We start from the raw sequence: 23,566 nt of genomic DNA, 5'->3' as shown, positions 1-23,566 counted from the left end.
AGGTCTCCTGCTTTTTTGCACCTAAAATTAAATATGGAACTTTAAGGCACTTGCTATTTTCGTTTTGAAAATGACAGGTGCTTTTTTCGTTTCTGGAAAGGAGTCACATGAATGTATTTGAAGTTGTAAAAGAAAATGTTACTGCCCGACAAGCCGCAGAAGCCTATGGCTTGAAAGTGGGTCGCACTGGTATGGCGTGCTGTCCGTTTCACTCGGATAAGTCCCCCAGTATGAAGCTGGATGAACGCTATTACTGTTTTGGCTGCGGGGCAACCGGAGACGCTGTTGATCTGACAGCGAAGCTATTCGGTATCGGGCTGAGGGAAGCTGCTGTCAAACTTGCTGAAGATTTTGGTCTTAACTATGACAGCCGACAAAAGCCCAGTATTCGCCCTCGTATTCGTGAGCCGACACCGGAACAGAAGTATCAAAAAGAAGAAAATCATTGCTACAAGGTGCTGACGGATTATTTTCATCTTCTTAGAGAATGGGAAAAGAAATACGCTCCTAAACAGCCGGATGAGGAATGGAATCCCCTGTTTGCAGAAGCACTGTATAAGAAGAACTATATCGAATATCTACTTGATATTCTTCTGTATGGTTCATTGGAGGAACGAAAAGCACTTGTGGCAGAACAGAGAAAGGAGGTGTTAAAACTTGAACAGCGAATTGCAGAACTGTCAGCAGACAGAACCATGCACAGTAGAAGAAATCCGAAACAGCTTAGAGCAGAGCGAGAAAGGTAAGGTTTATAATACTGCCGCAAATTATAAGCGTGTTCTGCAATATGACCCACTTTTGAAAGGGGCTATCCGAAAAAATCTTCTGACCGAAAGAATCGACATTGTGAAGCCCCTCGGTTGGTATCGTGACAGCCCGACATTGACGGATGTGGATGTGAAATATCTGCTCCTATATTTTGAAGAAAACTATGGATTGACCGTAGAGAAGAAAATCATAGACGCAGTTGCGGTTATTGCCAATGAAAATCGTTACCACCCTGTCTGTGATTTTCTCAATGCCTTGCAATGGGACGGAACAGAACGCATACGCTTCTGTCTGCACCGCTTTCTCGGTTCTGATACAGATGATTACACCTATGAAGCATTGAAGTTGTTTCTGCTGGGTGCTATCTCACGAGCCTTTAAGCCGGGGTGTAAATTTGAGGTAATGCTCTGTCTTGTAGGCGGTCAGGGAGCCGGAAAGTCCTCTTTCTTCCGTTTGCTTGCGGTCAATGATGATTGGTTCTCTGATGACTTGAAAAAGCTGGATGATGAAAATGTGTACCGCAAAATGCAGGGGCATTGGATTATTGAAATGTCGGAAATGATTGCAACCGCTAACGCTAAGAGCGTTGAAGAAATCAAGTCCTTTCTGAGCCGCCAAAAGGAAACCTATAAGATACCGTATGAAACACATCCGGCAGACAGAAAACGACAATGTGTGTTTGGAGGTTCTTCTAATACCCTTGACTTTCTTCCCCTTGACCGAACAGGCAACCGCCGCTTCGTTCCGGTTATGGTCTATCCTGAAAGGGCTGAGGTTCATATTTTGGCGGATGAACAGGCTTCCGGAGAGTATATCAATCAGATGTGGGCAGAAGCTATGGAGATTTACAGAAGCGGCAATTTCCGTCTGAGATTCAGTCCGGCTATGAACGATTATCTGAAAGCCCACCAAAAGGATTTTATGCCGGAGGACACAAAGGCAGGACAGATTTTAGACTATCTGGAACGCTATTCCGGCAGCATGGTCTGTTCCAAACAGCTTTATAAGGAAGCACTGGGGCATGATTATGACGAACCGAAACAATGGGAACTGCGAGAGATCAATGACATTATGAATAACGCTGTCACAGGCTGGATGGCGTTCAGCAATCCGAGGTATTTTCCAGAGCCTTACCGCCGACAAAAAGGCTGGGAGCGTATTAGGAACGACAACGAGCCTGACAACAGCATGGATGGTTTTCAAGAAATCCCGACAGAGGAAATGGAACAGTTAGGACTTCCAGAAGAATGGTTGAAGCAAAAATAAAAGCCCGTTGTCGCTTCGGTTGTCGAGCCGGTTGTCGGTCTGGTTGTCGGGCAAAAATCCCGAAAGCCTTGATATTGCGGCACTTTTCCCTCTCTGACAACCATGACAACCAATATTATAAAGAAAAAGGAAATAGTAAAAAGATAGTATCGCCCGATAAAGAAAAAAGGTTTTCTGATGTCCGTTGTCGGAACTTCGTTGTCAGACCTTTCCTTGTCGGGCTTTTTCATTCAAGGAGGAATATCGTATGACAAATATTGTGAACAGTACACTACCCACCCCAAATAACCATTCGGAGAAAAACAAACCGGATGGAGTTTTTGTGATTAAGCAAGGCAAAACAAATTATAAAGTCAAAGTGTTTTTTGACCATAGTAGCGGTTTGACTGCGGAGGACAGGTTGAAACGTATTATTCAGGCAGAAGCAGAGAGAGAATCTGCGTAAGTAATATGAAAAATATCCACGCACCCCCTTGACAAAAGCTTTCAGAGGATACTCTGCTTTCTGCTATGGAAACTGCCGGTGCGGACGAAATGCCTGATGAGGTGGAGCGCAAAGGTTTGGGAACGCCTGCGACCCGTGCCGGTATCATTGAGAAGCTGGTTCGCATCGGTTTTCTGGAGCGTAAGGGTGATAAGAAAACCAAACACCTGATTCCGACCCACAAGGGTACGGCTCTGGTAACAGTCATGCCGGAACAGATTCAGTCCCCATCCATGACGGCGGATTGGGAAGAAAAATTGTTGCTCATTGAGAAAGGCGAATATGCCAGCGAGGACTTTATGGACGAGATCAAAGATGTGATTGCCGGTCTGATTCAGAACTATGAAGTAATCCGTGATTCCGAGGTTATGATGTCGAAAGAAGCCAATTCTATCGGCAAATGCCCGCTCTGCGGCAGTGCTGTAGAGGACAAAGCCAAGGCATTTTTCTGTTCCAACAGAGCTTGCAAATTTGCCCTCTGGAAAAACAATCGCTACTTTGCGAGCATCGGCAAGAGCATGACTTCTGCCACGGCGCAGAAATTGCTTGGTTCCGGCAAGGTAAAGCTCAAGAATTGCAAGTCCGAAAGAACGGGCAACACCTTTGATGCCACCGTCTTTATGGAGGTATCAGATGATGGCAAAACGAAGTTCAGTATGGAATTTGAAAATGGAGGAAAGCGCAAATGACAAATGAGTACAACCCGGATGGTAAGGAAATCCGATTTATCGACAGCCATTATAAGGATTTGTTTCATATCCCCGATGGCAGCTGTGTGCAGATTCACTACCCGGATGAAATGGTTGTGAAGCCCTGCACCTTCATTGACGAGTATCATACGCAGATCGGATACAATGTGTTTCATATCTGCCAGTTTGCAGAAATTATGGAGCGCAACGGCGCAAGCTATATGCCGGAGCCTGAGATTATGGGCGATGAAGCCGCATGGAAGGTCGGAAAGGATAGAATCCTTGCGGTGCAGACCTGCGAAGATGGTTACGACTACACCCTGTTGGATGAAAACTACAACGAGATTGATGGCGGTCAGGTTGATAACCCTGAACTGTCCATGCTCGAAGTCCGCCGGGATATTCTGGAATCCTTCGGGCTGGAGCGCCGGGAACTGCGGGCAATGTTCTATGAGGATGTCATGGAGCAGGCTTTTGAAGTCGGCAGACAGGCGGTGGTGGTCAATGACCCTATCGCTGAGCTTGCTTTTAAGCTCGACCGTTTTGCAGAGAACTTCGACCCCTATGAATATATGGATCAGGTCGATGATGTGCAGGCGCATATCCAAGAAATCAAGGCAGATCTTGCCGCTGGTAATACGGCTCCGTATCGTGAGTTCCTGAATACAGCCATTGAAGAAGCCCGTGAGGAAACTGCGGTTGAGGTTGCCAAAGTGCTGAAAAGTCAGCTGGATAAGCTCGACTCTCCGAAGCGTGAGTCGGTCATGGAAAAACTGGCACAGGCCGCAGAAAAAGCTGCGCCTGCCAGTCCCTCTCCCAAACGCAAAGAGCCTGAACGATAAGGAGGACACGGATATGAAAAACGAAAAATGGGATGATGTTCACGGAAATACCACCCCGGATGACAGAATGGTTGCTTTTCTGGAAAGCCCCACGGATTCCTATGCGATTCTTCAGCTGCGGGAAGATGTAGACGATAATATCCCGCTCATGTTTGCAAATTACAGCTACCTTCAGAAGAAAGAAATGGAGCCTGAGATTGACCGTTACGAGGTGGTCTATCATGGCTCCATTTCTATGTCCGAGGATGTGAATCGGCAGCTGGAAGATTTGTATGTAAAGTTCAATATTGACCACCCGGATGATTTCCGTGGTCACAGTATGTCGGTCAGCGACATCGTAGCCTTAAAGGTAGTCGGTGAGGTATCCTTTCACTATGTAGATTCTGTTGGGTTTCAGAAGCTGGAAAACTTTATGAAGTCCGAAAACTACCTGAAAAACGCAGAGATGGCAATGGAAGATGATTATGGGATGATTGACGGTATCATCAATAACGGAAAAGCGTCCGGATTAGAGGAACGTCCTTCGGTGTTGGAGCAGTTAAAGGAAAAGCCCGTGCCGGATGTTTCCCATAAGCCGCCCAAGAGCCACCCGGAAAGGGAGATTGAATGATGGATTTCACACAGGATGAGCGGAACATGATGATGCTTTACAGCCCTGGCACAAGGTCAGGGCTGTGTGAAGCACTGACACTGATGAAGGAACAGCTTTCGGAGGACGAGTCAGAGCTTTTTGCTTTGGCAGACTCGGTTCTCCGTAAAGTTTCAGCCATGGACGATGCCGCCTTTGAGAAGCTGAACCTTTATCCGGATTGATAGGATTGGAGGGATACAATGAACGCAAAAGAGCGATTTTATTCCGGATTAGCAAAAGAAACGATTGGGAAAATCACCTCGAACACAGATAACTGGACTTCGTTTTTGAGAACGATGTCCCGCAACTATGAGTTCACCTATCCGGAACAGGTGATGATTTATGCTCAGCGCCCCAATGCGACCTTTTGCAAGCCCTATGAGGACTGGAACGCTGAAAATTACCGCAGATATGTAAAGCGTGGCTCTACCGGCATTGCTCTGTTTGTGATGAACAGGGATAAACCGTATCTGCGCTATGTGTTTGATGTGGCGGATACCGGCGTTCGCCGTTCTTCCCCGGAACTGAAACCGTGGGAGGTGACGCCTGAAAACCGCTCCTATGTCATGGAAGCGATGGAGCGTACCTTCGGTGTTGCCGCTGACGGGGTACTGGAAGCACAGCTTGAAGATATTGCATCCGCACTGGCGGCTGAGTATTGGGACGATTACAAAAAGCAGTTCCTCGACATCGTTGCCAACAGCTTCCTTGAGGAGTATGATGAACTCAACATCGAAGTAGCTTTCAAAAATGCGGTGGCAAACAGCGTATCCTATACGATGTATTGCCGGTTCGTGGAAAGTCCCGACAACTACTTCGAGCATGAGGATTTCCAGAAGGTGTTTGATTTTAACACCAGACAGACGGTAAATGCCCTTGGTACTGCGGTGAATGCCATCAGCACAAGGATGTTTCAGGAAATCGAAAAAGCGATTGGAGAACATGAGCAGATTAAAGCTACCGAAAGGAGTACAGATTATGAGCGAGATGACTTACAGACAGGCCGGAGATTATCAGATTCCGAACCTTCAGTTGGAGAACGAGGGAGAGAAACCTCTGGGCAAGTACGGCAGGATGCGTCGAGCATTTTTGGAACAGAACAATCCGATGCTCCTGAACGACATGATTCTGACGGAGAGCCTGTTCCCGCACCTGTGGGAGATCGAGGAAACAGCGAAAGCCAGAGTGGAGTTTCTGATGGAGCAGTACCTGAAGGACAGCCCCGCACCGGACAAGGAAACGCAGCAGATGGCGTGGGTGCAGCACATGAACAGCCTGAAAGCACAGGCGGAGGAAGTCGTGATGACGGAGCTTATCAACAGCTGAGTCTGAACCTTTTCCTCTCCGAAAATGAACAAATCAGTTTTATCGACCGAGCAGAGAGCTTTACGCCCTCTGCTTTTTCTTTTGCCCAGGAAGAAATCGACCACTTCCTTCTGCTTGGTAGCAATACCGATGAAGCCCGAAAAGTCGTAGCGCTGGAATATATGAAGCAGAAGCCGTTGGAAGAAATCGTTCAGACCTTAAAGCAGGTCTATCACGGCGGCTATGGTCTGAAAGAAGATAGCGGGAATATCTGTGCGTGGTATGCCGAGGACGGTATCCACCTTGCCAAAGGTTCCTCTGCCATTGACAGCCCCAGAGCGCAGATCGTTTCTTGGGAAACGGTTGCCGAGCGCATTGGAGAACTGCTTGAAAATGGTCGGTTCGCAACTAATGTGGAACTGGTAGAAGCATCCGGATATGAGCGTCAGAAGTTGGCAGAATCCCTGTGGCATCTTTATCACGATTTGAGTGAAGAAGCCCGTTCCAGCAACTATCTGGCAATTCTTCATCAGGAACCGTTTCGTGGTTTCCCTGACGAAACCGCAGACTTGGCTGAAAAGTTGGATGACCCTCGTTTCCACGCAACCTTGGTACAGCAGTATTCGGAATTTAGAAAAACCCTTGCGGAAAATCCCGATCTGCTTCGTTTTCACTATCACAAGCTGAATCTCATTCAGAAACAGCTGTATGAGTTGAATATGCCTTTGCGTGAGTATCAGACCGATATGATGCAGATGCCCCTTGTCCGCCAGTTCATTACGGATGATGAAGTCAATGCAGACTTGACCCGTGGAAGCGGCTTTTCCGGTGGTAAAGCCCGTATTTATAACTACTGGCAGGAGAATCATTCTGCCAAGGAAAAGATGGACTTCCTGAAGCATGAATACGGAACCGGTGGTCATTCCCATGCCTGCTCTGGTGCAACGCACAGCGGTCAGGATCACGATGCCAAGGGTGTTGCTTACACCAAGAGCGGTTGCGATAAATTGCAGATGTCCTGGGCGCAGGTGGTGCAGAGAATCGACGGTCTGATACGAAAGGGACGCTACCTCAGCCCGGAGGAAGAAGCGGAACGACAGGCTATCGAAGAAGCTAAAACTGATCCGTTGGAAGATGTTTATGACCGTTTCGCAGTGATTGATACCGAGGATGGCGAGTATGCGATCTGGGATAATCAGACCGATGACTACTATGTAGACCCGGAAGGCGTTACGGAATACTTCACGGACGAATGGCTTGCCAATGACTATTTGGAGGAAGTTCGTCAGTCCGTAGCTGCGATGGAGTCGGTTCAGCCAGAAGCGCCTGTGGCAGAGCCTGCCGAAGTTGTGGAAGCATCTGCTTCCGAGGAACCGAAATGGAATTATCAGGTCGGTGACACGGTATATCTGGACGATACAGCTTTCCGTGTGGAGCAGATCACGGACAGAGAAGTTCAGCTGCGTGACCCTACGCTTGCTTATCCCATCTTCCGTGCCGAGAATCGTGAGAATTTCGAGCGTATGCTCTCTCAGGACGAAAGAAACCATGCGGTAAGGGTTGATGCCCAAACCGAAGAAAAGCCCGTTACAGAGGATTTTCTGGGCAAAACCGAACCGAGGGACTACACCCCTGAGTATCAGCTGTTAGACCGTCTGCGTATGGACTGCGAATACTTCCTTGGTGCAGGACAGCACAGCGAAAAGCATCTGTGGGCAGGCAACCGCCATGCACAGATTGCCAAGATGCGTGAGCTGTATGAAATGATTCCCGACAAACCAGAATGGCTGACACCTGAGATGATTAACAGCTACGAGGAGCGCATGGCTCCCCGCTATCTGGTTGCCGCCTACCATCACTTTGAAAACGGCTTCGATGATAAACTGGACTACTACACTCTGGAAGAAGCGGAAAAAGCTGCCCAGGGCTATGTGGACGGAACCATGGAGGATGACGGATTCAAGTACGATGGTGCTGCCGTTTACGATCAGCAGGAGCATAAGTGCATCCGTATCTATGGGGACTACCCTGACGAAAAGGCACACGCACAGGTCAGAGCCAGTGCGGAACCCGAACAGCAGGAACCGGAACACTTCATCGATCATTTTTATGTTGCCGAGGACATTCAGAAGCGGGGTGCGCTGGACATCAAGGAATACAGTTCCTTTGATGATGCCCTGCGAGCCTACTATGCACTTCCTGACACGCAGAGAAAAGCCCTGGGTGCAATGAATACCAGAGATCTGCCGGGTAGTCTGGACTTCGTACAGTGCGTAGATGGAAAGGACACCATCATTCAGGATTATGCCCAGGTGGACGGATGGCAGAATGCCGAAGTCATGGACATTATCGCTCAGCTTGAGCAGTCCATCACCACCAGAGAAATCCCACCTGTTCCTGCGGTGAACTTCCACATCACGGATGACAACATCGGTGAAGGTGGACCGAAGCAGAAATTCGCAAGAAACATCGCAGCCATTGAAACTCTGTTCAAACTGGAAAGCGAGAACAGGAACGCCACTACCGAAGAACAGGAGATTTTGTCGAATTATGTCGGTTGGGGCGGTCTGGCAGATGCCTTTGACCCGGACAAGGGAAATTGGGCGAAGGAGTATCAGACACTGAAAAACCTGCTTTCCGAAGATGAATATGCTGCGGCAAGAGCTTCCACCCTGAATGCACATTACACCAGCCCTACGGTCATTCGCTCCATCTACGATGCGGTCGGACAGATGGGCTTTGAAACAGGAAATATTCTGGAGCCTGCTATGGGTATCGGCAACTTCTTTGGTATGCTCCCTCCTGAAATGCAGAGCAGCCGTTTGTATGGTGTGGAACTGGATTCCATCACCGGCAGAATTGCTCAGAAGCTCTATCCCAACGCAGAAATCAAAGTAGCCGGTTTTGAAACGACAGACCGCCGAGACTTTTACGATCTGGCTGTGGGTAATGTCCCTTTCGGCAACTACAAAGTGTCCGACAAGCCGTATGACAAGCTGGGATTCTCCATTCACAACTATTTCTTTGCCAAGGCTTTGGATCAGGTTCGTCCCGGTGGTGTGGTCGCTTTTGTGACAAGCCGTTACACCATGGATTCCAAGAACTCTGACGCAAGGCGATATATGGCGCAGAGGGCGGAACTGCTTGGTGCAATCCGTCTGCCAAACGATGCCTTTAAGAAAAACGCAGGCACGGAAGTCGTGTCCGACATCCTGTTCCTGCAAAAGCGTGACCATCCGATTGACATTGTACCGGAATGGGTAAACCTTGACCGCACCGAAGAAGGACACACCATGAACAGCTACTTTGTCGCTCATCCTGAAATGGTTCTGGGCGATACGGTGGAAGAAAGTACCGCCTACGGCATGGACATTACAGTGCGTCCCATTGAGGGCATGGAACTGTCCGAACTTCTGAAAGAAGCAGTTTCCCACATCCAAGGAACCTATCAGGCTGTGGAGCTTCCCGAAGCTGACAAGGGTAAGGAAATCGAAACCATTCCTGCAACCCCGGATGTAAAGAATTTCTCTTATACCGTGGTGGATGGCAATGTGTACTTCCGTGAAAACTCCCTGATGCGCCGTGTAGACCTGAATGAGAAAGCAAAAGACCGTGTGATGGGCATGGTGGAACTTCGTGGTATCGTCAACGAGCTGATCGAATATCAGCTTGAGGATTACCCGGATGAAATGATTACTCAGAAACAGGCAGAACTGAATGATGCCTACGATGCGTTTGCCGCAAAGAACGGGCTTATCAATAATCGAGCCAATGGTCAGGCATTTGCTGACGATTCCTCCTACTATCTCCTGTGTTCTCTGGAAAATGTGGATGAGGACGGCAATCTGAAAAGCAAGGCGGATATGTTCACCAAGCGAACCATCAAGCCGGAACGCAGAGTGACGAGCGTGGATACGCCGTCCGAAGCTCTGGCAATCTCTATCGGTGAGCGTGGCAAGGTGGATTTGCCGTTTATGGCACAGCTGCTTGGAACACCTGGAGAATACGATGCGATTCAGGCAGAGCTTCGAGGGGTGATCTTCAAAGACCCGATGGCTCCCGATGCTGTGGAAGTTGGATGGCAGACTGCCGATGATTACCTTTCCGGCGATGTAAGAAGCAAGCTGCGTGTCGCACAGATGGCGGCAGACAGGGATTCTTCCTTCCACATCAATGTGGAAGCCTTGCAGAAAGCACAGCCGAAGGACTTGGATGCGTCCGAGATTGATGTGCGTTTGGGTGCAACATGGATTGATGCCGATTATATTCAGCAGTTCATGGAGGAAACCTTTGAAACGCCGTATTACTTGCGCCGTTCCATTGAGGTCAAGTTCTCCGAGCTGACCGCAGAGTGGCGCATCAACGGTAAGAGTTCTCCCAACTACAACGATGTGGCGGCGTATGTCACCTACGGTACAGAGCGAGCCAACGCATATCGGATTCTGGAGGAAACGCTGAATCTGAAGGATATTCGTATCTATGATACGATTGAAGATGCAGATGGTAAGCAGAAGCGTGTCCTCAATAAAAAAGAAACTACCCTGGCACAGCAGAAACAGCAGGCAATCAAGGATGCGTTCCGAGATTGGATTTGGAGAGATCCGCACAGACGAGAAACCCTTTCCACCAAGTACAACGAACTTTTTAACTCCACCAGACCTCGTGAGTATGATGGCTCTCATATCCGTTTCGGCGGCATGAACCCGGATATTACCCTCCGTGAACACCAGAGAAATGCTATCGCTCATGTGCTATATGGTGGAAATACGCTGCTTGCACACGAAGTTGGTGCGGGCAAGACCTTCGAGATGGCTGCATCGGCTATGGAGAGTAAACGGCTTGGATTGAGCCAGAAATCCCTGTTCGTTGTGCCGAATCACTTGACCTTACAGTGGGCAAACGAGTTCCTGCACCTCTATCCGAGTGCCAAGCTCCTTGTTGCCACCAAGAAGGATTTTGAAACAGCAAACCGTAAGAAGTTCTGCGCTCGTATCGCAACGGGTGACTATGATGCAGTCATCATCGGTCACAGCCAGTTTGAAAAAATCCCGCTTTCTGCCGAACGACAGGAACGGCAGCTGCGGGAGCAGATTGATGAGATCGAGGGTGCGATTGCGGAGCTGAAATGGCAGCGTGGCGAAAACTTCACGATCAAGCAGATGGAGAAAACACGAAAATCATTGGAAGCCAGACTGGACAAGCTCCTTGCCGCTGACAAGAAAGATGATGTCATTACCTTTGAGCAGTTGGGTGTAGACCGGCTGTTTGTGGACGAAAGCCATGCGTTCAAGAATTTGTTCCTCTACACAAAAATGCGAAATGTGGCAGGTCTGTCCACCTCCGAAGCCCAGAAATCTTCGGATATGTTTATGAAGTGCCGCTATATGGATGAGCTGACCGGCGGGCGTGGTGTGATCTTTGCAACCGGTACTCCAGTAAGTAACTCGATGACCGAGCTTTATACGGTCATGCGCTATCTCCAGTACAGTACGCTCCAGCAAAAGAACCTGACCCATTTTGATTCCTGGGCATCGACCTTCGGAGAAACAACAACTGCGATTGAGCTTGCACCGGAGGGAACCGGCTATCGTGCCAGAACCCGATTTGCGAAGTTCTTCAACCTGCCTGAACTGATGAATATGTTCAAGGAGGTTGCCGACATCAAGACCTCTGACCAGTTGCATCTCCCTGTTCCCGAAGCAAAGTTTGAAACGGTTGTGGTTCAGCCCTCTGAGTACCAGAAGGATATGGTGGCTTCCCTTTCAGAGAGAGCAGCAGATGTTCATGCCGGTATTGTAGACCCGTCCGTCGATAATATGCTCAAGATTACCAGCGACGGACGAAAATTGGGACTGGATCAGCGGCTAATGAACACCCTGTTACCCGATGACCCTGACAGCAAGCTCAATGCCTGCGTGGGAAATATCCTGCGTATCTGGCAGGACGGTCAGGCTGACAAATTGACCCAGTTGGTGTTCTGCGACCTTAGCACACCGAAAAATGATGGAACCTTCAATGTCTATGATGATGTCAAAACCAAGCTGATTGCAAACGGTGTGCCTGCGGAAGAAGTTGCCTTTATCCATGATGCAGATACCGAGGCAAAGAAAAAAGACCTCTTTGCCAAGGTTCGTACCGGGCAGGTGCGAGTGCTTCTTGGCAGTACGCAAAAGATGGGTGCAGGAACCAACGTCCAGGACAAATTGGTGGCAGTTCACCACTTGGATGTGGGTTGGCGTCCGTCTGATATGACCCAGAGAAACGGTCGTATCATCCGTCAGGGCAACCGGAACAAAGAGGTTCAGGTGTATCAGTATGTGACCGAGGGAACCTTCGATGCCTACCTGTATCAGACCTTGGAAAACAAGCAGAAGTTTATTTCTCAGATTATGACCTCCAAATCACCGGTTCGCTCCTGTGACGATGTGGATGAGCAGGCGCTGTCCTATGCGGAGATCAAGGCGCTGTGTGCCGGCAATCCGCTTATCAAGGAAAAGATGGACTTGGACATTGATGTGGCAAGGCTGAAGGTGCTGAAAGCTGACCACCAGAGCCAGCAGTACCGTATGGAAGATAAGCTTCTGAAATACTTCCCGGCTGAGATTGAAAAGCAGACAGGCTATATTCATGGCTTTGAAGCTGATATTAAAACCGTGGAAGCACACCCGCAGATTGCCGATGGCTTTTGCGGCATGGAAATCATGGGCAAAGCCTACACCGAAAAGGCAGATGCCGGTGAAATCCTCCTTGCGGCTTGTAAGGACACGAAAAGTGCCGATCCGGTTCCTCTTGGCAGTTACCGTGGCTTTCAGATGGAGCTTTCGTTTGACAGTTTCCGGAACGAGTTCGATGTGACCCTGAAGGGCGCTGTGAGCCACAGAGTAGCCCTTGGAACGGACGCACGAGGAAATATCACCCGACTGGACAATGCCCTTGCAGGCATCCTTGAGCGCTTAGAACGAGCCAATGAGCAGTTGAATAATCTCTACAATCAGCAGGAAGCAGCCAAGGCGGAGGTTGGAAAACCGTTCCCGCAGGAAGCAGAGCTGACAGCCAAAAGTCAGCGACTGGCAGAACTGGATGCAGCCCTGAATATGGAGGACTCTGTGGAAAATCGTGACGAAAGAAGCGAGTCAGAGCGTCCTTCTGTGTTGGCTGATCTGAAATCCAAAGCGGAGCATATCCCGCCTGCAAAATACTCTGAAACCCGTGAGGAGGTGTTGTAATGGCAAAGCGAGATCAGGATGTTCATTTCCTTGCATCCAAGGAGGAGGTCGAGCGAATCCATGAGAAGATGGACGAGCTTGGCATCCGCAGCATGGGAGCCTATCTGCGGAAAATGGCTCTGGATGGTTACTGTATCAGACTGGATTTGCAGGATGTGAAAGCCCTGGTTTCGCTCCTGCGAATCTGCTCCAACAACCTGAACCAGTACGCAAAGCGAGCGAACGAAACAGGCAGCATCTATCGTGCTGACATTGAGGATTTGCAAAAACGGCTGGAGGAGATCTGGACGGACATGAGAGAAGTTCTTGTTCGCCTGTCCTCAATCCAGTAATCCGACAACTTGTTGGGAAGTCGCAGTTTCGGCTGCGGCTTTTACATAAGGGTTGACATCATTGCGTTATGGCAGATACCCTTGTACAATATAATTAAAAGAAAGGGGTTGAGCCTATGAAGCTGGTATTGAAGATATTGGCACTGCCGGTGCTGTTCGTTGTAAAAGTGATTTGCATTCTTGGAAATCTGCTTACAAATGTTGTGTCCTATGTAATTGGTTTATTGCTCTTGGTCATTGGCGGATCTGCGATTTACTGCATTGTAAAGGCTTTGTGGCAGTCCCTGCTTATTCTTGTGGTTCTTGGAATTGCGACAATAGCAGCGGTGTTCTTGCTCGTCTGGGCTGTTATGAAAGTCGAGAATATTGGAGAAAGTCTGGGAGCATTTATCAGGTCATAAGATAATATCAGAGAAAAGTCACCGACCGGTGGCTTTTTCTTTTTGGGAAGGAAGTGATGGGAATGGCAGCGACAAGATTGATTGCACTCCATGTGAATAAGGGAAAGACGGTCGCTCAATGTTTGGCAGACAGAACCGACTACTCACAAAATGCCGCAAAAACCAATGATGGCGAATTTATCAGTTCCTATGAGTGTGATCCAAAGACAGCAGATGAGGAATTTCTGCTTTCCAAACGGCAGTATCAGCATATTACCGGCAGACAGCAGAAGAACAATATCATCGCATACCAGATACGCCAGTCCTTTAAGCCGGGAGAAATCACCCCGGAAGAAGCGAACCAAGTCGGCTATGAAACAGCGATGCGATGGACAAAGGGAAAACACGCTTTCATCGTTGCGACCCACATCGACAAATCCCACATTCACAATCATATCATTTATAATTCGACCTCGCTGGATGCCACACGGAAATTCAAAAACTTCTTTCTTTCCGGTCTGGCGGTGCAAAGACTCAGTGATATGGTTTGCCTGGAACACGGGCTGTCCATTATTACACCGAAGCCGTATCGGGAGCGCCAGAAAAGAACTGTTTATCCCAAGAAGCGTACCCAGCGTGACGAATTATGTGATGCGATTGATGCGGTGCTGAAGCAGAAACCAAAGAGCTTTGATGGCTTTGTTCAGGCTCTGGCTGACATGGGATTTGAGTTCAAGGATGGAAAGCAGCCTGCGTTCAAGGGCGAGAATCAGAAGCGTTTCATTCGGCTGCGTTCCCTGGGCGAAGGATATAGCAAAGAGGAAATTCAAGCGGTTATCTCCGGCAAGAACCTGCACAAATCAAAAGGCGGCTCTGCCAAGGCTCCTGCCCCGAAGCAGTTCCAGATGCTGATTGATATTCAGGCAAAGATGGCCGAGGGCAAGACGGTCGGTTATGAAAAGTGGGCGAAGAAGTTCAACCGAAAAGAAGCTGCCCGAACGGTAATCCTACTGAAAGAAAAAGGCTTGGGCAACTACGACGATCTGACTGCTCATATTGAAAATCTGTCTGCCCGGTTCGATGCGCTTTCTGATTCTATCAAGGTCGCAGAGAAACGTATGGTTGAGGTTCAGGCGTTGCAGCAGCACATCAAAAATTATCGCAACACAAGGCAAATTTATATCGAGTACCGCAAGTCTGGATATAGCAAAAAATTCTTTGAAGAACACCGTCAGGAAATCACAATTCATAAAGCGGCGAAGCAAGCCTTTGATGAATTGCAGATTACAAAGCTCCCGTCCATGCAATCATTGTATGAGGAGTTTCATCAGCTGGCAGTCCAGAAAAAGCAGGACTACGCTGAGTACCGTCAGATCAGAAAAGAGAAAGAAGAACTGCTGATTGCCAAACGGACGGTTGAAACGATTTTGAATATCGACAGGCAGAAAGAGCAGGAAAAAGAGAAAGAGAAAGAGGAAAAGAAGAACTTCCGTTAAAGCAAAAAGCCACGGTCTGCACTCCCCAAAGGGTGCGGATCGTGGCTGCTTTTTTGCTTTTCGATTTCGGTGCTTTCAACCATGGGCAAATTTTTATTCTACTGTTCTTTGAGAAACGATTGAAAATCGTGTAGCCATCATCGGCAGATGATGTTCAAAGGGGATTGGGGATGCTTCCCCAACAAGCAAATTTGCGAAGATTGCACCGAAGGGAAAATCGAGAAAATGAGTGAACCTGTACAGGTTTACACTGCTTGCCAATTTGTGAGATTATGAATTTAGTATCGAGAATAGGGTACACCTAAATTTTGCAATGCTGCAACCCTATCATCGTTGCATGGATGAGTTGAGTATATTGCACTGAGAAAACCATCATGCGGAACATCTGAGATATGTTGGTCTAATACCGTCGCTAATTCAAGACCAAAACCAATTTTATAAGCAAATTCATCAGCCAGATACTCATTTTGTCTCATAGACCACATCAGAAAAAGCATACAGAACTTTACCCATAACCAAGAAAGTGCTGTTGATATTCCTGCGAAAACTGCGGTAATTATACCCATTACACCACTACGAGAGCATATTGCGAACAGCCCCATGATTGCAGAAAAAATCCAGTAGGATATTTTGATTAACAGGAGGCACCCGGATATAAATATATTGCCCCCGCCAATCAATAATTGGATAACAGTATGTCCGTATGAGAGATGTCCGATCTCATGGGCGAGAATTCCAAGTATCATATCATCGGAGAGTAAAAGCAATCCGTCAGTTATGCATAGTGTTTGCCTACCTAGAGCAAATGCATTTGGAGCAGGATCATGGATAATCTTCACTTTCACTTTTTTAGGACAGTATGATGTGTTCTCTTTTGCTTTATCTAAAACATATTGAACCAGCGGGACAACTCGAAGTTTTATATCTACTCTTTTTATATCGCTTGCTCCTGCGAAGGCAGCCAGGCACATTTCGCCTAATGGGGATAAGCTGATAGCTACTGTGAAAAAGTAAATACAAATCAGTTCAACAATGCTTCCTGACGAACCGAACACAGCAACAATCAGCAGAATATTAAGAGTAAAGAACAGAAGAGTTCCTAAGTTTGAGAAGCGAACAATTCTGCCTACACGATGCCAAATATCCATAATGCACCCCCCTTTTATCGTGTTGTTGGTTTGAGCTTGCATTGTTTAATTACTCAAATGTAAAGAAATCTTTGTTTCGCTCTTTGAACAGAGCAAAGACAGTCTCTAACACAAATTCGTTTTCAACACCAACATATTCTTCTGTTTCATCGTCAATTTCTTTCAGCTGCAAAATAACAACTTGCCCATCCGAATCTCCAATAGGAAGCAGGACAACATATTCGTTCTGGCGATACGGTATTAAGTCAAGAAATTCAAATTCAACTTCGTTCCCATTCTCATCATTCAAAGTTATAATGTTGTCTTCATCCATGTCGTCGTTCCTTTTCTTAATATAAATAATTATCGTTGATAATGATGCCTAATAGTTCAAAGAGATTATCCTTTTTGGAAAGAATGCATTTTTTCATGGCTTGTTTAATTTGTTCCGTTGAAATGCTATCAGGCAACATTTCCCTTGGGACACCATGACCGAATTGCCGAAAATACTGTTCTTCGATTTCATAATACTCATTATCAATTTTCGGTTCAGGTGTATTAAGGAAGCTATTCATAAAATCTGCAACGCTCTTGTTTTTGTCCATTGTATGCACCTACCTTTCTCTGCTCAAGACCCTAACATGATTATCTGGTCTAATAGAATCAATCATTGAAGAAAAAATACCAAACGCTGTAGGAAAGAAATTTGCTAATAGCTCTAATTTGCCTTGGTCTCCCATAGACGCTTCGAAAAAGTGGGCAAAGGCTTCTGCTTGTAGATTGCCCGGTCTCGTCCAATAGTTCCTTGAGTGACCATAATTTCCGTGCAATTGACCATTTGTTGTCGCATCAATTAAGTCCGAGAAGGAGTGAGCTGAATCCTGCCTAATACGGGTCAGAAAAGCAGTTTGCTTTTCCACTGGAAGATTGTTATATAAGCTCAGGATTCTTTGTCCGTCCTCAACCAGTGCCTCAGCAAATTCTGGAGTATTGGATAGATTGCTCCGATAGTTGCACGAAGCATGGTCGATCATGTGAGCAAGCTCGTGGAAATAAGTTGTTCCTGCACCTCTTGGATTTGTCATATCAGAAGCTGCATTGTAGTAGACTCCTCGTGAATGCCCTATATAATTTCCCGGTGAGTAATGTGCTGTCTGATCCGGTGGATATTCAGAATCTTGTATCATCAGTTTACCAGCGAAATGGTCAAACACTTCTCTGACATTCTGCTCTGCATTTTCATGGCGTTGTGATATAACAGCGATATATCCGTCTGGTGTGCTACCTTGGGTTAGCACGCCAAGGCAATACTGATAAGACGAATTACCAACATTAGGTGTTTGCAGACCCTGGAGGAAAGAATTTCGTGCAGAAGGAGTGTCCAAATTAACATTATCATATTCTTGTACACTTTTGGCAAGTGAAGCAACGTATTTTTCGGCCTGAAGCATAATCTGTAAAATATCATTCAGGGCTTTGTTGCAATCTTTTACGATAGTTCCCAGCTCATCGTACTTCTTGTCATTCCATCCAATTCCCAATTGCTGATATTTCATCTTCACAGAACTTCTTGTAGTTTCGATAGAAGAAATGGAGGTCCGCATATTTTTCAGTATTGTCAGTAATTGAGTTGCATCAGCATTTACGTTGCTCAAACACTCACCTCCTCATTTGTTAATCATTTCGAGTGTAGCTACCTGTTACTAAAACCGGGATATATGTATCAAGCGATTGAGCTGCAAGTGTTCGATGTCGCCCATCACTCTGAAATACATAATAAGAACCTACCTGCGCAACCTGGACAGGATTATTGTAATAGCTACGAATGGTATCATCTAACACTGGGTTTTGTGAAAGCTCATCCAAAGACATTCCTGACTCAGTATTTTGACGAACATCTTGGATGTGCGAAGCTCGCCTTAGAATGTTTTCTCTCGACCATCCCTCTCGACCATTCCGTGTCCAAAATCCTTCCGGGTTCCCAAGTTCTCGGTCACTGAGATAAACTCCTTCAATATCCCTTGCTCTAACGTATACGAGTTCTGGATTTTCATTTCGAGAAAAGGTATAGTTCCCGTTCTCCCAATAATCTCGATATTCTTCATAGTGATTTCCACGGGAAAAATATCGTTCAGCTGATAGTCTGTCTTGAACAAATGCAAGATTAGAACCAAAGGTATTTGACTCAAAGGTGGTTGTATCTGCACTTGATGGTGTAACAGCAAAACTACTGGTCTGAGGTGTGCTTGCAGATATTCCATTTGTAGATCCTAGTTGAACACTTTCGTATTCACTAAGGCTCTTGGCGAGTAAAGCCACATATTTTTCTGCTTGAAGCATAATTACCAATATGTCATTGAGAGCCTTGTTGCAGTCTCTTACACCACGCCCAACTCGTTGTATTTTTTATCTTGCCATCCAGCACCTAACTGTTCATATTTCATCTTTACAGATTTTTTGGTAGTTTCGATGGAGGAAATGGAATCCTGCATTTTTTTCAGCATTGCGAATAGCTGAACGGAGTCAGCATTTACCATACTCATTTCATCACCTCCTGGCAGCGGATTTTGTGAAGTGCAAAGCGGCGATGTGTCAGGAAAGTCTGACACATCACTGCTTCGGCAAGATTTAATTTAGAGAGGAAAGAAATTGTTCCAACTCAGCAGCGGTCGGTGCAATGTACGGTTTCATCTGGTAAGTATCCTTAACACCGTCTGTGAAGTATACGCTCCTTTCTTTTTTCGTTTTGTTGGTTCATTTTCGCCAGTGTGTTCGTGTCGTTTGCTGTGACGAGAACGCAACATAGACACAAAGAAAACACAAGGGCGAGCTTGCTCGTTTATATACCCTTGTGTTTTCGACTGGATATGTTAAGGTAACAAACAGTAAATGACACGTTACAGACTGCAAAATGTACCAACTGAAAAAAGAAAGAATACCGTTGTGTGCTTTATTTCTCGATCAGCTTTTCAAACATGAGGAAAGGTTTTTATAAAAAAAGAGTAGTTACCGTTTTTTGGTAACTACTCTTTTCCTTTTTTAAGGTTTAAAGTCCTGGAAGTTTAGGTGTTTTGGGTATTGGTGGTGTAGGTAGCTGCAAGCTTTCCAATTTTTGTTGAATTGCTTTAAATTCAGGGGTTTCTTGGTGTTGATTTTGAACCATTTTTTGCTCTATTCTCTCCAAAGTCGGTTGAATTTCTTTCCCTGATACTTTACGATTTAATTCTCTTTCTAAGGTCTCTTTCGGACTAATGGAAGGCGTTTCTAAACTTGAATAGAAGTTTCACTCCTTCTCTATTATAAAGCCTTATATCGCTAAATAAGCCCGTTTTATGAAGGGTTTCTAAGCTGAAATGAACGGGTTTACACCCGGCCTTGACCTCCGCCCGCTGTCCCGCTGAATGGGTGGACAAGGCGGCCAATCCCTCAAAGTGCTTGGACGCTCTCTTTCTGATTTTGGAGCGTTTCTTTTCTAAAAATTGAAATGGGCGGGAAGCCATTTTAGGGCTTTCCCGCCTTGATTACTTTTTAGCAAAGACGGGCGTGACTGTCAACGGCGGCGCATGAAATGCGCCGTTCATCTTGACCGTTGACTGGCTCGGCTGGCTTTGCTATCTTCCTGACAAATGGGAATGTCTAAGATAGTAAAGACGTCCCACATGCAACTCTTTCTTTTATTGCGGAAACCGTATCTTTAATTGTGAATGTAGTTGTGTCTATGACATTTGATTCATATATCCCCAAACCGGAAAATTGCTCCCACATTGTTTCCACTAATTCAATATTTGTTTTTCTATCTAATTTTGAGCGTTCCACAGCTCGCTTCATAGTTTCTTTTTTACTCGCTCTTAATACAATATAGTGTACCTCGTAATCTTCTTGGGCAAGAGCTTTCCATGGCTCCAAAAACCATGGCCCGACAATCCCATCTACAATTACATCATATCCGCCACGAGCATATCGCTTTGCAGCTTCTAAAAAGGCTTCAATGACAACCAGATTTTGCTTGTTGGATTCTGGCAAATGTGGTGGTATTGCGCCTTTGCTTAAGTAATGAAAAAAGTCATCGGTGTGCATATGCACTGATTTATCCATATCTGATTCCTTTGCGACAATTGACGCAGTTGTTGTTTTTCCTGTCCCCGGTGAGCCTGTAATCACAATAATTCTTCCTTGATTCATCTGTATTTTCCCTCACAATTTGAATTTATCACTTTGTTCCTGCCTGCTCAATCATCTTCTTCGCAAACTGGTTTTCCCTGACCCTGATTGCCCACCAAGTAAAAAAGCGGTTGGCGATTCAACCGCTTTTTTACTTGAACCAATTCTTCTAAATTATCATTTAAGCGATTCTCAAACTGTTTGTCAGTAAAATTGACTATATTTGCCATATTAAGCCACTTTCTCTTTATTCAAAACTTGTTTTGAGTAACGATTCATTGACCGCCAATACTCATGAACGGCTTGTAATTCTTCTAAAGAATAATCAAAAAGATTTACACGTTTTGCAAGCTTTAATTGGTTTAATAAATTGACTTCCAATAATTGAGAGTCATTTTTATTTAATTCATGGTTCAAAACATAGTTTAATTATTTCCTCCCGTTAAATAATAGATAACTATTAAAAATAGACAATACTTGCTCATAAGTAACGGTACTTAAATTGTTTACTTTGGCGTGTTTCATTGCTTGATGAAACTGATTTTTAGTAAACAGTTGACGATATTCTCGATTGACCCATTTTGAAACAAAGTACGTATATAGCTTCCAATATTTATCTGGAACATCTGTGGTATGGCGGGTAAGTTTTATTAAGACACTGTTTACTTTTGGTTTAGGATGAAAGCATTCCGCTGGCAGCTTAAGCAATTGCTGAATCGAGACTTGAGTGTGCAAGAGCAACCCTAGTGTTCGGTGAATATCCAAGGTACGCTTGTAGAATCCTTCTTCAACAATCAGATAGATGTCAGACGCATGGCTTTCAAAAACCACTTTTTTAATAATTTGTGTGCTTAAATGGTAAGGAATACTCCCAACAATTTTATACCTCTGTTTGTTAGGGAATTGAAACTGTAGAATATCTTGGTGAATTAAAGTGACACGAGTATTCAGTTTTAATTTTTCTGACGATAAGTTGAATAGATGACTGTCTAATTCAATAGACGTTACCTGTTTACTTATTTTAGCCAGTTTCGTCGTTAAATGCCCTTTACCTGTTCCAATTTCGTAAACGGTATCGGTTTCTTTTAAATTCAATTGTTTTATTATTTGGTTGAGTACTTTTTCACTCGTTAAAAAGTTTTGAGAATATTTTATATTTTTGTTCATGTAATATCCCTTTTTATTTGCTGTGAATATTCGCTCATTTTTCTTCCTCAATAAAAACTCTACCAGCTAACCAACATTCGTCTAATTCATTTGGGAATAATTCAAGCTGGCGAATCATATAATGTGTACTTGGAATGTAATCACAATAAAACAATAGTGCTAGATATAAACTCCATGGAATTGGGCGTGTCCGATTTTCGTAGGCACTATAAGTTTGTCGTGAAATACCAACAGCCGAAGCAATTTCTTCTTGTGATGCACCAACTTTTCCTCTGAGTGCGGGTAACTCAATCGCCAATTGAGTGGCCAAGTTCTCTTTCTCATCTTTACTAAAATTCCAAAACTGCTTATAAGCATCTCGCCCTACAAATTGAATCAATAAATCTCCTCCTGGGTATACTCTTTCGTAGAGTACATTACTCCACGAAAAAACACCGCCAAACACTGAAAACTCAGCATTATTTGACGGTGTTGACAATTTATTTGACGGCTAATAAATCAGAAAGCCGTTGCATATTTTCTCTTTTTAAATCCATGGATGGGTGTACATAGCGATTCATTGTAATATTCACGCTGGCATGACCCAATATTTCGCTGAGACTTTTTACATCGAATCCAAGCTCTATGCACCTTGTAGCAAATGTATGACGTAACGAGTGATAATTTGCGGAGGTGATTCCGCTGTTTTTCAATACCTTCTTAAAATGATTTTGCATGGTTCTTGGTTCTAATGGATTCTGATCGCTATTGGTTAGGATGTAGCCAGTAGAAGAAGCTTTGTGTGCTGTAAGAATAGTCATTAAGCCATGGGGTACTGGAATAGTACGGATGGAGCAAGCACTTTTTGGTGTGGTAACAACAATCCTTGTCTTGTATTCACTGTTGGTTCTATCTTGGATTCTCTGGAGCGTTTGATGCACGTGGATTGTGTAATCTGAGAATGAAACATCTTCCCATCGTAACGCACAAATTTCACCTACTCTGAGACCAGTGAATAAACATACTAATATACCAATATTGCAGGAATCAAGATTAGAATACAAGTATTGGCATAATTTTTCCTGTTCAGCACGACTCAAAACTCTCATTTCCTTCGTTTGACGTTTTATCTGTATAGATCGTGCGTCACAAGAAATGGCTTTCCCGTTTCGGGTGGCAAATTGTAAGACATTTCGAATTAGAGATAAAATATCTGAAACAGTTTTAGAGGAAAGTCCATTCTCCTTTAATCCACCAGAAACAAGGAAAAAATTACACTGCGTTTCAATAAACTCGTGTGTTATATCACGCAATTGTTTGCTTCCGAACACAGGAAGTATATACGAGCTGAGAAGATTCCTATATTTGTTGCTTGTAGATTCCTTCACTTTAGGACATATAGCTTGAAACCATTCCATAGCAACCTGTTCAAATTGATCTGAGCTAATTTCTGGATCGACAGTGACAGAATTACTCGTGCACGAACTTTGACTGATAAGTTTTGCCTTGACTTCTCGATATGACTTTGCATAAACATAACCGTAATTGGCTTTGCCTGTAGAAGATCGGGACTTAATGTATCTTCCTTCCCATCTGCCGTCTTTCCTTTTGTAAATATTTTCTCCTTTTCGTGCCATAAGGTACACCTCCTTCAATATGACTATAATTCTGACGGCAAATTGTGACTTTGGAACTTTCTAAGATGGATTTTTG

The 23,566-nt window shown here is 45.3% G+C and carries 22 protein-coding genes and 1 pseudogene; 11 read left to right on the top strand and 12 right to left on the bottom strand.

Translation table 11 applies throughout. The features are described 5' to 3' along the window. The first annotated feature begins 107 nt into the window (after nt 1–107). The 11 genes and pseudogenes from KJS28_RS10000 to KJS28_RS09950 all read left to right on the top strand — a co-directional run bounded on the left by KJS28_RS10000 (nt 108) and on the right by KJS28_RS09950 (nt 15,419). Nucleotides 108–746 (top strand): CHC2 zinc finger domain-containing protein, encoded by a 639-nt coding sequence (locus tag KJS28_RS10000; protein WP_008371567.1) that lies wholly within the window; start codon nt 108–110, stop codon nt 744–746. Beyond that, nucleotides 670–2,034 carry a virulence-associated E family protein gene (locus KJS28_RS09995; RefSeq protein WP_456341203.1) on the top strand — a complete coding sequence of 455 codons (1,365 nt, stop codon included), beginning with the start codon at nt 670–672 and terminating at the stop codon, nt 2,032–2,034. Before KJS28_RS10000 ends, KJS28_RS09995 begins: the two co-directional genes overlap by 77 nt. A gap of 247 nt (nt 2,035–2,281) precedes the next feature. Further along, nucleotides 2,282–2,479, top strand: a complete 198-nt coding sequence (locus tag KJS28_RS09990; RefSeq protein ID WP_005335835.1) for a TnpW family protein — start codon at nt 2,282–2,284, stop codon at nt 2,477–2,479. A gap of 47 nt (nt 2,480–2,526) precedes the next feature. Continuing rightward, nucleotides 2,527–3,207: pseudogene (locus tag KJS28_RS09985) on the top strand (DNA topoisomerase); the annotation flags it as partial. Next, a complete protein-coding gene (locus tag KJS28_RS09980; protein WP_002304387.1) occupies nt 3,204–4,049 on the top strand; it encodes an LPD16 domain-containing protein in 846 nt (281 codons plus the stop codon). The pseudogene KJS28_RS09985 and the gene KJS28_RS09980, both read left to right, overlap by 4 nt. Before the next feature lie 13 nt (nt 4,050–4,062). Further along, complete coding sequence (locus tag KJS28_RS09975; protein WP_002304389.1) at nt 4,063–4,659, top strand: YodL domain-containing protein; 597 nt, start codon at nt 4,063–4,065, stop codon at nt 4,657–4,659. Further along, a complete protein-coding gene (locus KJS28_RS09970; RefSeq protein ID WP_002578948.1) occupies nt 4,656–4,862 on the top strand; it encodes a transposon-transfer assisting family protein in 207 nt (68 codons plus the stop codon). Before KJS28_RS09975 ends, KJS28_RS09970 begins: the two co-directional genes overlap by 4 nt. A gap of 18 nt (nt 4,863–4,880) precedes the next feature. Next, complete coding sequence (locus KJS28_RS09965) at nt 4,881–13,211, top strand: helicase-like domain-containing protein (RefSeq protein WP_002304391.1); 8,331 nt, start codon at nt 4,881–4,883, stop codon at nt 13,209–13,211. Next, complete coding sequence (locus KJS28_RS09960; protein WP_002578947.1) at nt 13,211–13,543, top strand: plasmid mobilization protein; 333 nt, start codon at nt 13,211–13,213, stop codon at nt 13,541–13,543. Before KJS28_RS09965 ends, KJS28_RS09960 begins: the two co-directional genes overlap by 1 nt. A 116-nt stretch (nt 13,544–13,659) precedes the next feature. Continuing rightward, on the top strand, nt 13,660–13,944 hold the full coding sequence (locus KJS28_RS09955; RefSeq protein ID WP_002578946.1) for a hypothetical protein: 285 nt from the start codon (nt 13,660–13,662) through the stop codon (nt 13,942–13,944). A 62-nt stretch (nt 13,945–14,006) separates the two neighbouring features. After that, nucleotides 14,007–15,419 carry a relaxase/mobilization nuclease domain-containing protein gene (locus tag KJS28_RS09950; RefSeq protein WP_002578945.1) on the top strand — a complete coding sequence of 471 codons (1,413 nt, stop codon included), beginning with the start codon at nt 14,007–14,009 and terminating at the stop codon, nt 15,417–15,419. Between the two features lie 278 nt (nt 15,420–15,697). Here KJS28_RS09950 and KJS28_RS09945 read toward each other — a convergent pair whose 3' ends face one another. The 12 genes from KJS28_RS09945 to KJS28_RS09895 all read right to left on the bottom strand — a co-directional run bounded on the left by KJS28_RS09945 (nt 15,698) and on the right by KJS28_RS09895 (nt 23,490). Further along, a complete protein-coding gene (locus tag KJS28_RS09945; protein WP_002588966.1) occupies nt 15,698–16,567 on the bottom strand; it encodes a zinc metalloprotease HtpX in 870 nt (289 codons plus the stop codon). 49 nt (nt 16,568–16,616) lie between these two features. Beyond that, the gene (locus KJS28_RS09940) at nt 16,617–16,880 is read right to left on the bottom strand and encodes a DUF1292 domain-containing protein (RefSeq protein WP_002304397.1); all 264 of its coding nucleotides are present in this window, start codon (nt 16,878–16,880) and stop codon (nt 16,617–16,619) included. A gap of 16 nt (nt 16,881–16,896) precedes the next feature. After that, nucleotides 16,897–17,151 carry a hypothetical protein gene (locus KJS28_RS09935; RefSeq protein WP_002588965.1) on the bottom strand — a complete coding sequence of 85 codons (255 nt, stop codon included), beginning with the start codon at nt 17,149–17,151 and terminating at the stop codon, nt 16,897–16,899. Nucleotides 17,152–17,160: 9 nt separating this feature from the next. Beyond that, nucleotides 17,161–18,201, bottom strand: coding sequence for a hypothetical protein (locus KJS28_RS09930; protein ID WP_002304399.1), 1,041 nt, complete (start codon nt 18,199–18,201; stop codon nt 17,161–17,163). A gap of 19 nt (nt 18,202–18,220) precedes the next feature. After that, nucleotides 18,221–18,886, bottom strand: coding sequence for a hypothetical protein (locus KJS28_RS09925; RefSeq protein ID WP_228298376.1), 666 nt, complete (start codon nt 18,884–18,886; stop codon nt 18,221–18,223). A gap of 38 nt (nt 18,887–18,924) precedes the next feature. Next, the gene (locus KJS28_RS12515) at nt 18,925–19,089 is read right to left on the bottom strand and encodes a hypothetical protein (protein ID WP_228298375.1); all 165 of its coding nucleotides are present in this window, start codon (nt 19,087–19,089) and stop codon (nt 18,925–18,927) included. 1,093 nt (nt 19,090–20,182) lie between these two features. Then, nucleotides 20,183–20,728: a P-loop nucleotide/nucleoside kinase family protein gene (locus tag KJS28_RS09920; protein WP_002304402.1), complete on the bottom strand. Its 546-nt coding sequence runs from the start codon at nt 20,726–20,728 to the stop codon at nt 20,183–20,185. Between the two features lie 47 nt (nt 20,729–20,775). After that, on the bottom strand, nt 20,776–20,937 hold the full coding sequence (locus KJS28_RS12825) for a hypothetical protein (protein ID WP_002304403.1): 162 nt from the start codon (nt 20,935–20,937) through the stop codon (nt 20,776–20,778). 1 nt (nt 20,938) lies between these two features. After that, entirely contained in the window at nt 20,939–21,124 is a 186-nt protein-coding gene (locus KJS28_RS09910; RefSeq protein ID WP_002293774.1) for an epsilon antitoxin, read from the bottom strand. Between the two features lie 12 nt (nt 21,125–21,136). After that, nucleotides 21,137–21,904, bottom strand: coding sequence for a 23S rRNA (adenine(2058)-N(6))-methyltransferase Erm(B) (erm(B), locus tag KJS28_RS09905; protein WP_255420040.1), 768 nt, complete (start codon nt 21,902–21,904; stop codon nt 21,137–21,139). 4 nt (nt 21,905–21,908) lie between these two features. Beyond that, complete coding sequence (locus KJS28_RS09900; protein ID WP_228298374.1) at nt 21,909–22,253, bottom strand: helix-turn-helix domain-containing protein; 345 nt, start codon at nt 22,251–22,253, stop codon at nt 21,909–21,911. Nucleotides 22,254–22,353: 100 nt separating this feature from the next. Further along, nucleotides 22,354–23,490 carry a tyrosine-type recombinase/integrase gene (locus KJS28_RS09895; protein WP_002304408.1) on the bottom strand — a complete coding sequence of 379 codons (1,137 nt, stop codon included), beginning with the start codon at nt 23,488–23,490 and terminating at the stop codon, nt 22,354–22,356. Between the last annotated feature and the right edge of the window lie 76 nt (nt 23,491–23,566).

It is taken from the genome of Vescimonas coprocola (assembly GCF_018408575.1).
Lineage (GTDB): Bacteria > Bacillota > Clostridia > Oscillospirales > Oscillospiraceae > Vescimonas > Vescimonas coprocola.
This window is presented reverse-complemented; position numbering and strand designations above follow the sequence as displayed.

Coding starts and splice junctions, on each gene's coding strand:
- KJS28_RS10000 (WP_008371567.1), top strand. CDS start 108: ATGAATGTATTTGAAGTTGTAAAAGAAAATGTTACTGCCCGACAAGCC.
- KJS28_RS09990 (WP_005335835.1), top strand. CDS start 2,282: ATGACAAATATTGTGAACAGTACACTACCCACCCCAAATAACCATTCG.
- KJS28_RS09980 (WP_002304387.1), top strand. CDS start 3,204: ATGACAAATGAGTACAACCCGGATGGTAAGGAAATCCGATTTATCGAC.
- KJS28_RS09975 (WP_002304389.1), top strand. CDS start 4,063: ATGAAAAACGAAAAATGGGATGATGTTCACGGAAATACCACCCCGGAT.
- KJS28_RS09970 (WP_002578948.1), top strand. CDS start 4,656: ATGATGGATTTCACACAGGATGAGCGGAACATGATGATGCTTTACAGC.
- KJS28_RS09965 (WP_002304391.1), top strand. CDS start 4,881: ATGAACGCAAAAGAGCGATTTTATTCCGGATTAGCAAAAGAAACGATT.
- KJS28_RS09960 (WP_002578947.1), top strand. CDS start 13,211: ATGGCAAAGCGAGATCAGGATGTTCATTTCCTTGCATCCAAGGAGGAG.
- KJS28_RS09955 (WP_002578946.1), top strand. CDS start 13,660: ATGAAGCTGGTATTGAAGATATTGGCACTGCCGGTGCTGTTCGTTGTA.
- KJS28_RS09950 (WP_002578945.1), top strand. CDS start 14,007: ATGGCAGCGACAAGATTGATTGCACTCCATGTGAATAAGGGAAAGACG.
- KJS28_RS09945 (WP_002588966.1), bottom strand. CDS start 16,567: ATGGATATTTGGCATCGTGTAGGCAGAATTGTTCGCTTCTCAAACTTA.
- KJS28_RS09940 (WP_002304397.1), bottom strand. CDS start 16,880: ATGGATGAAGACAACATTATAACTTTGAATGATGAGAATGGGAACGAA.
- KJS28_RS09935 (WP_002588965.1), bottom strand. CDS start 17,151: ATGGACAAAAACAAGAGCGTTGCAGATTTTATGAATAGCTTCCTTAAT.
- KJS28_RS09925 (WP_228298376.1), bottom strand. CDS start 18,886: ATGCTTCAAGCAGAAAAATATGTGGCTTTACTCGCCAAGAGCCTTAGT.
- KJS28_RS12515 (WP_228298375.1), bottom strand. CDS start 19,089: ATGAGTATGGTAAATGCTGACTCCGTTCAGCTATTCGCAATGCTGAAA.
- KJS28_RS09920 (WP_002304402.1), bottom strand. CDS start 20,728: ATGAATCAAGGAAGAATTATTGTGATTACAGGCTCACCGGGGACAGGA.
- KJS28_RS12825 (WP_002304403.1), bottom strand. CDS start 20,937: ATGGCAAATATAGTCAATTTTACTGACAAACAGTTTGAGAATCGCTTA.
- KJS28_RS09895 (WP_002304408.1), bottom strand. CDS start 23,490: ATGGCACGAAAAGGAGAAAATATTTACAAAAGGAAAGACGGCAGATGG.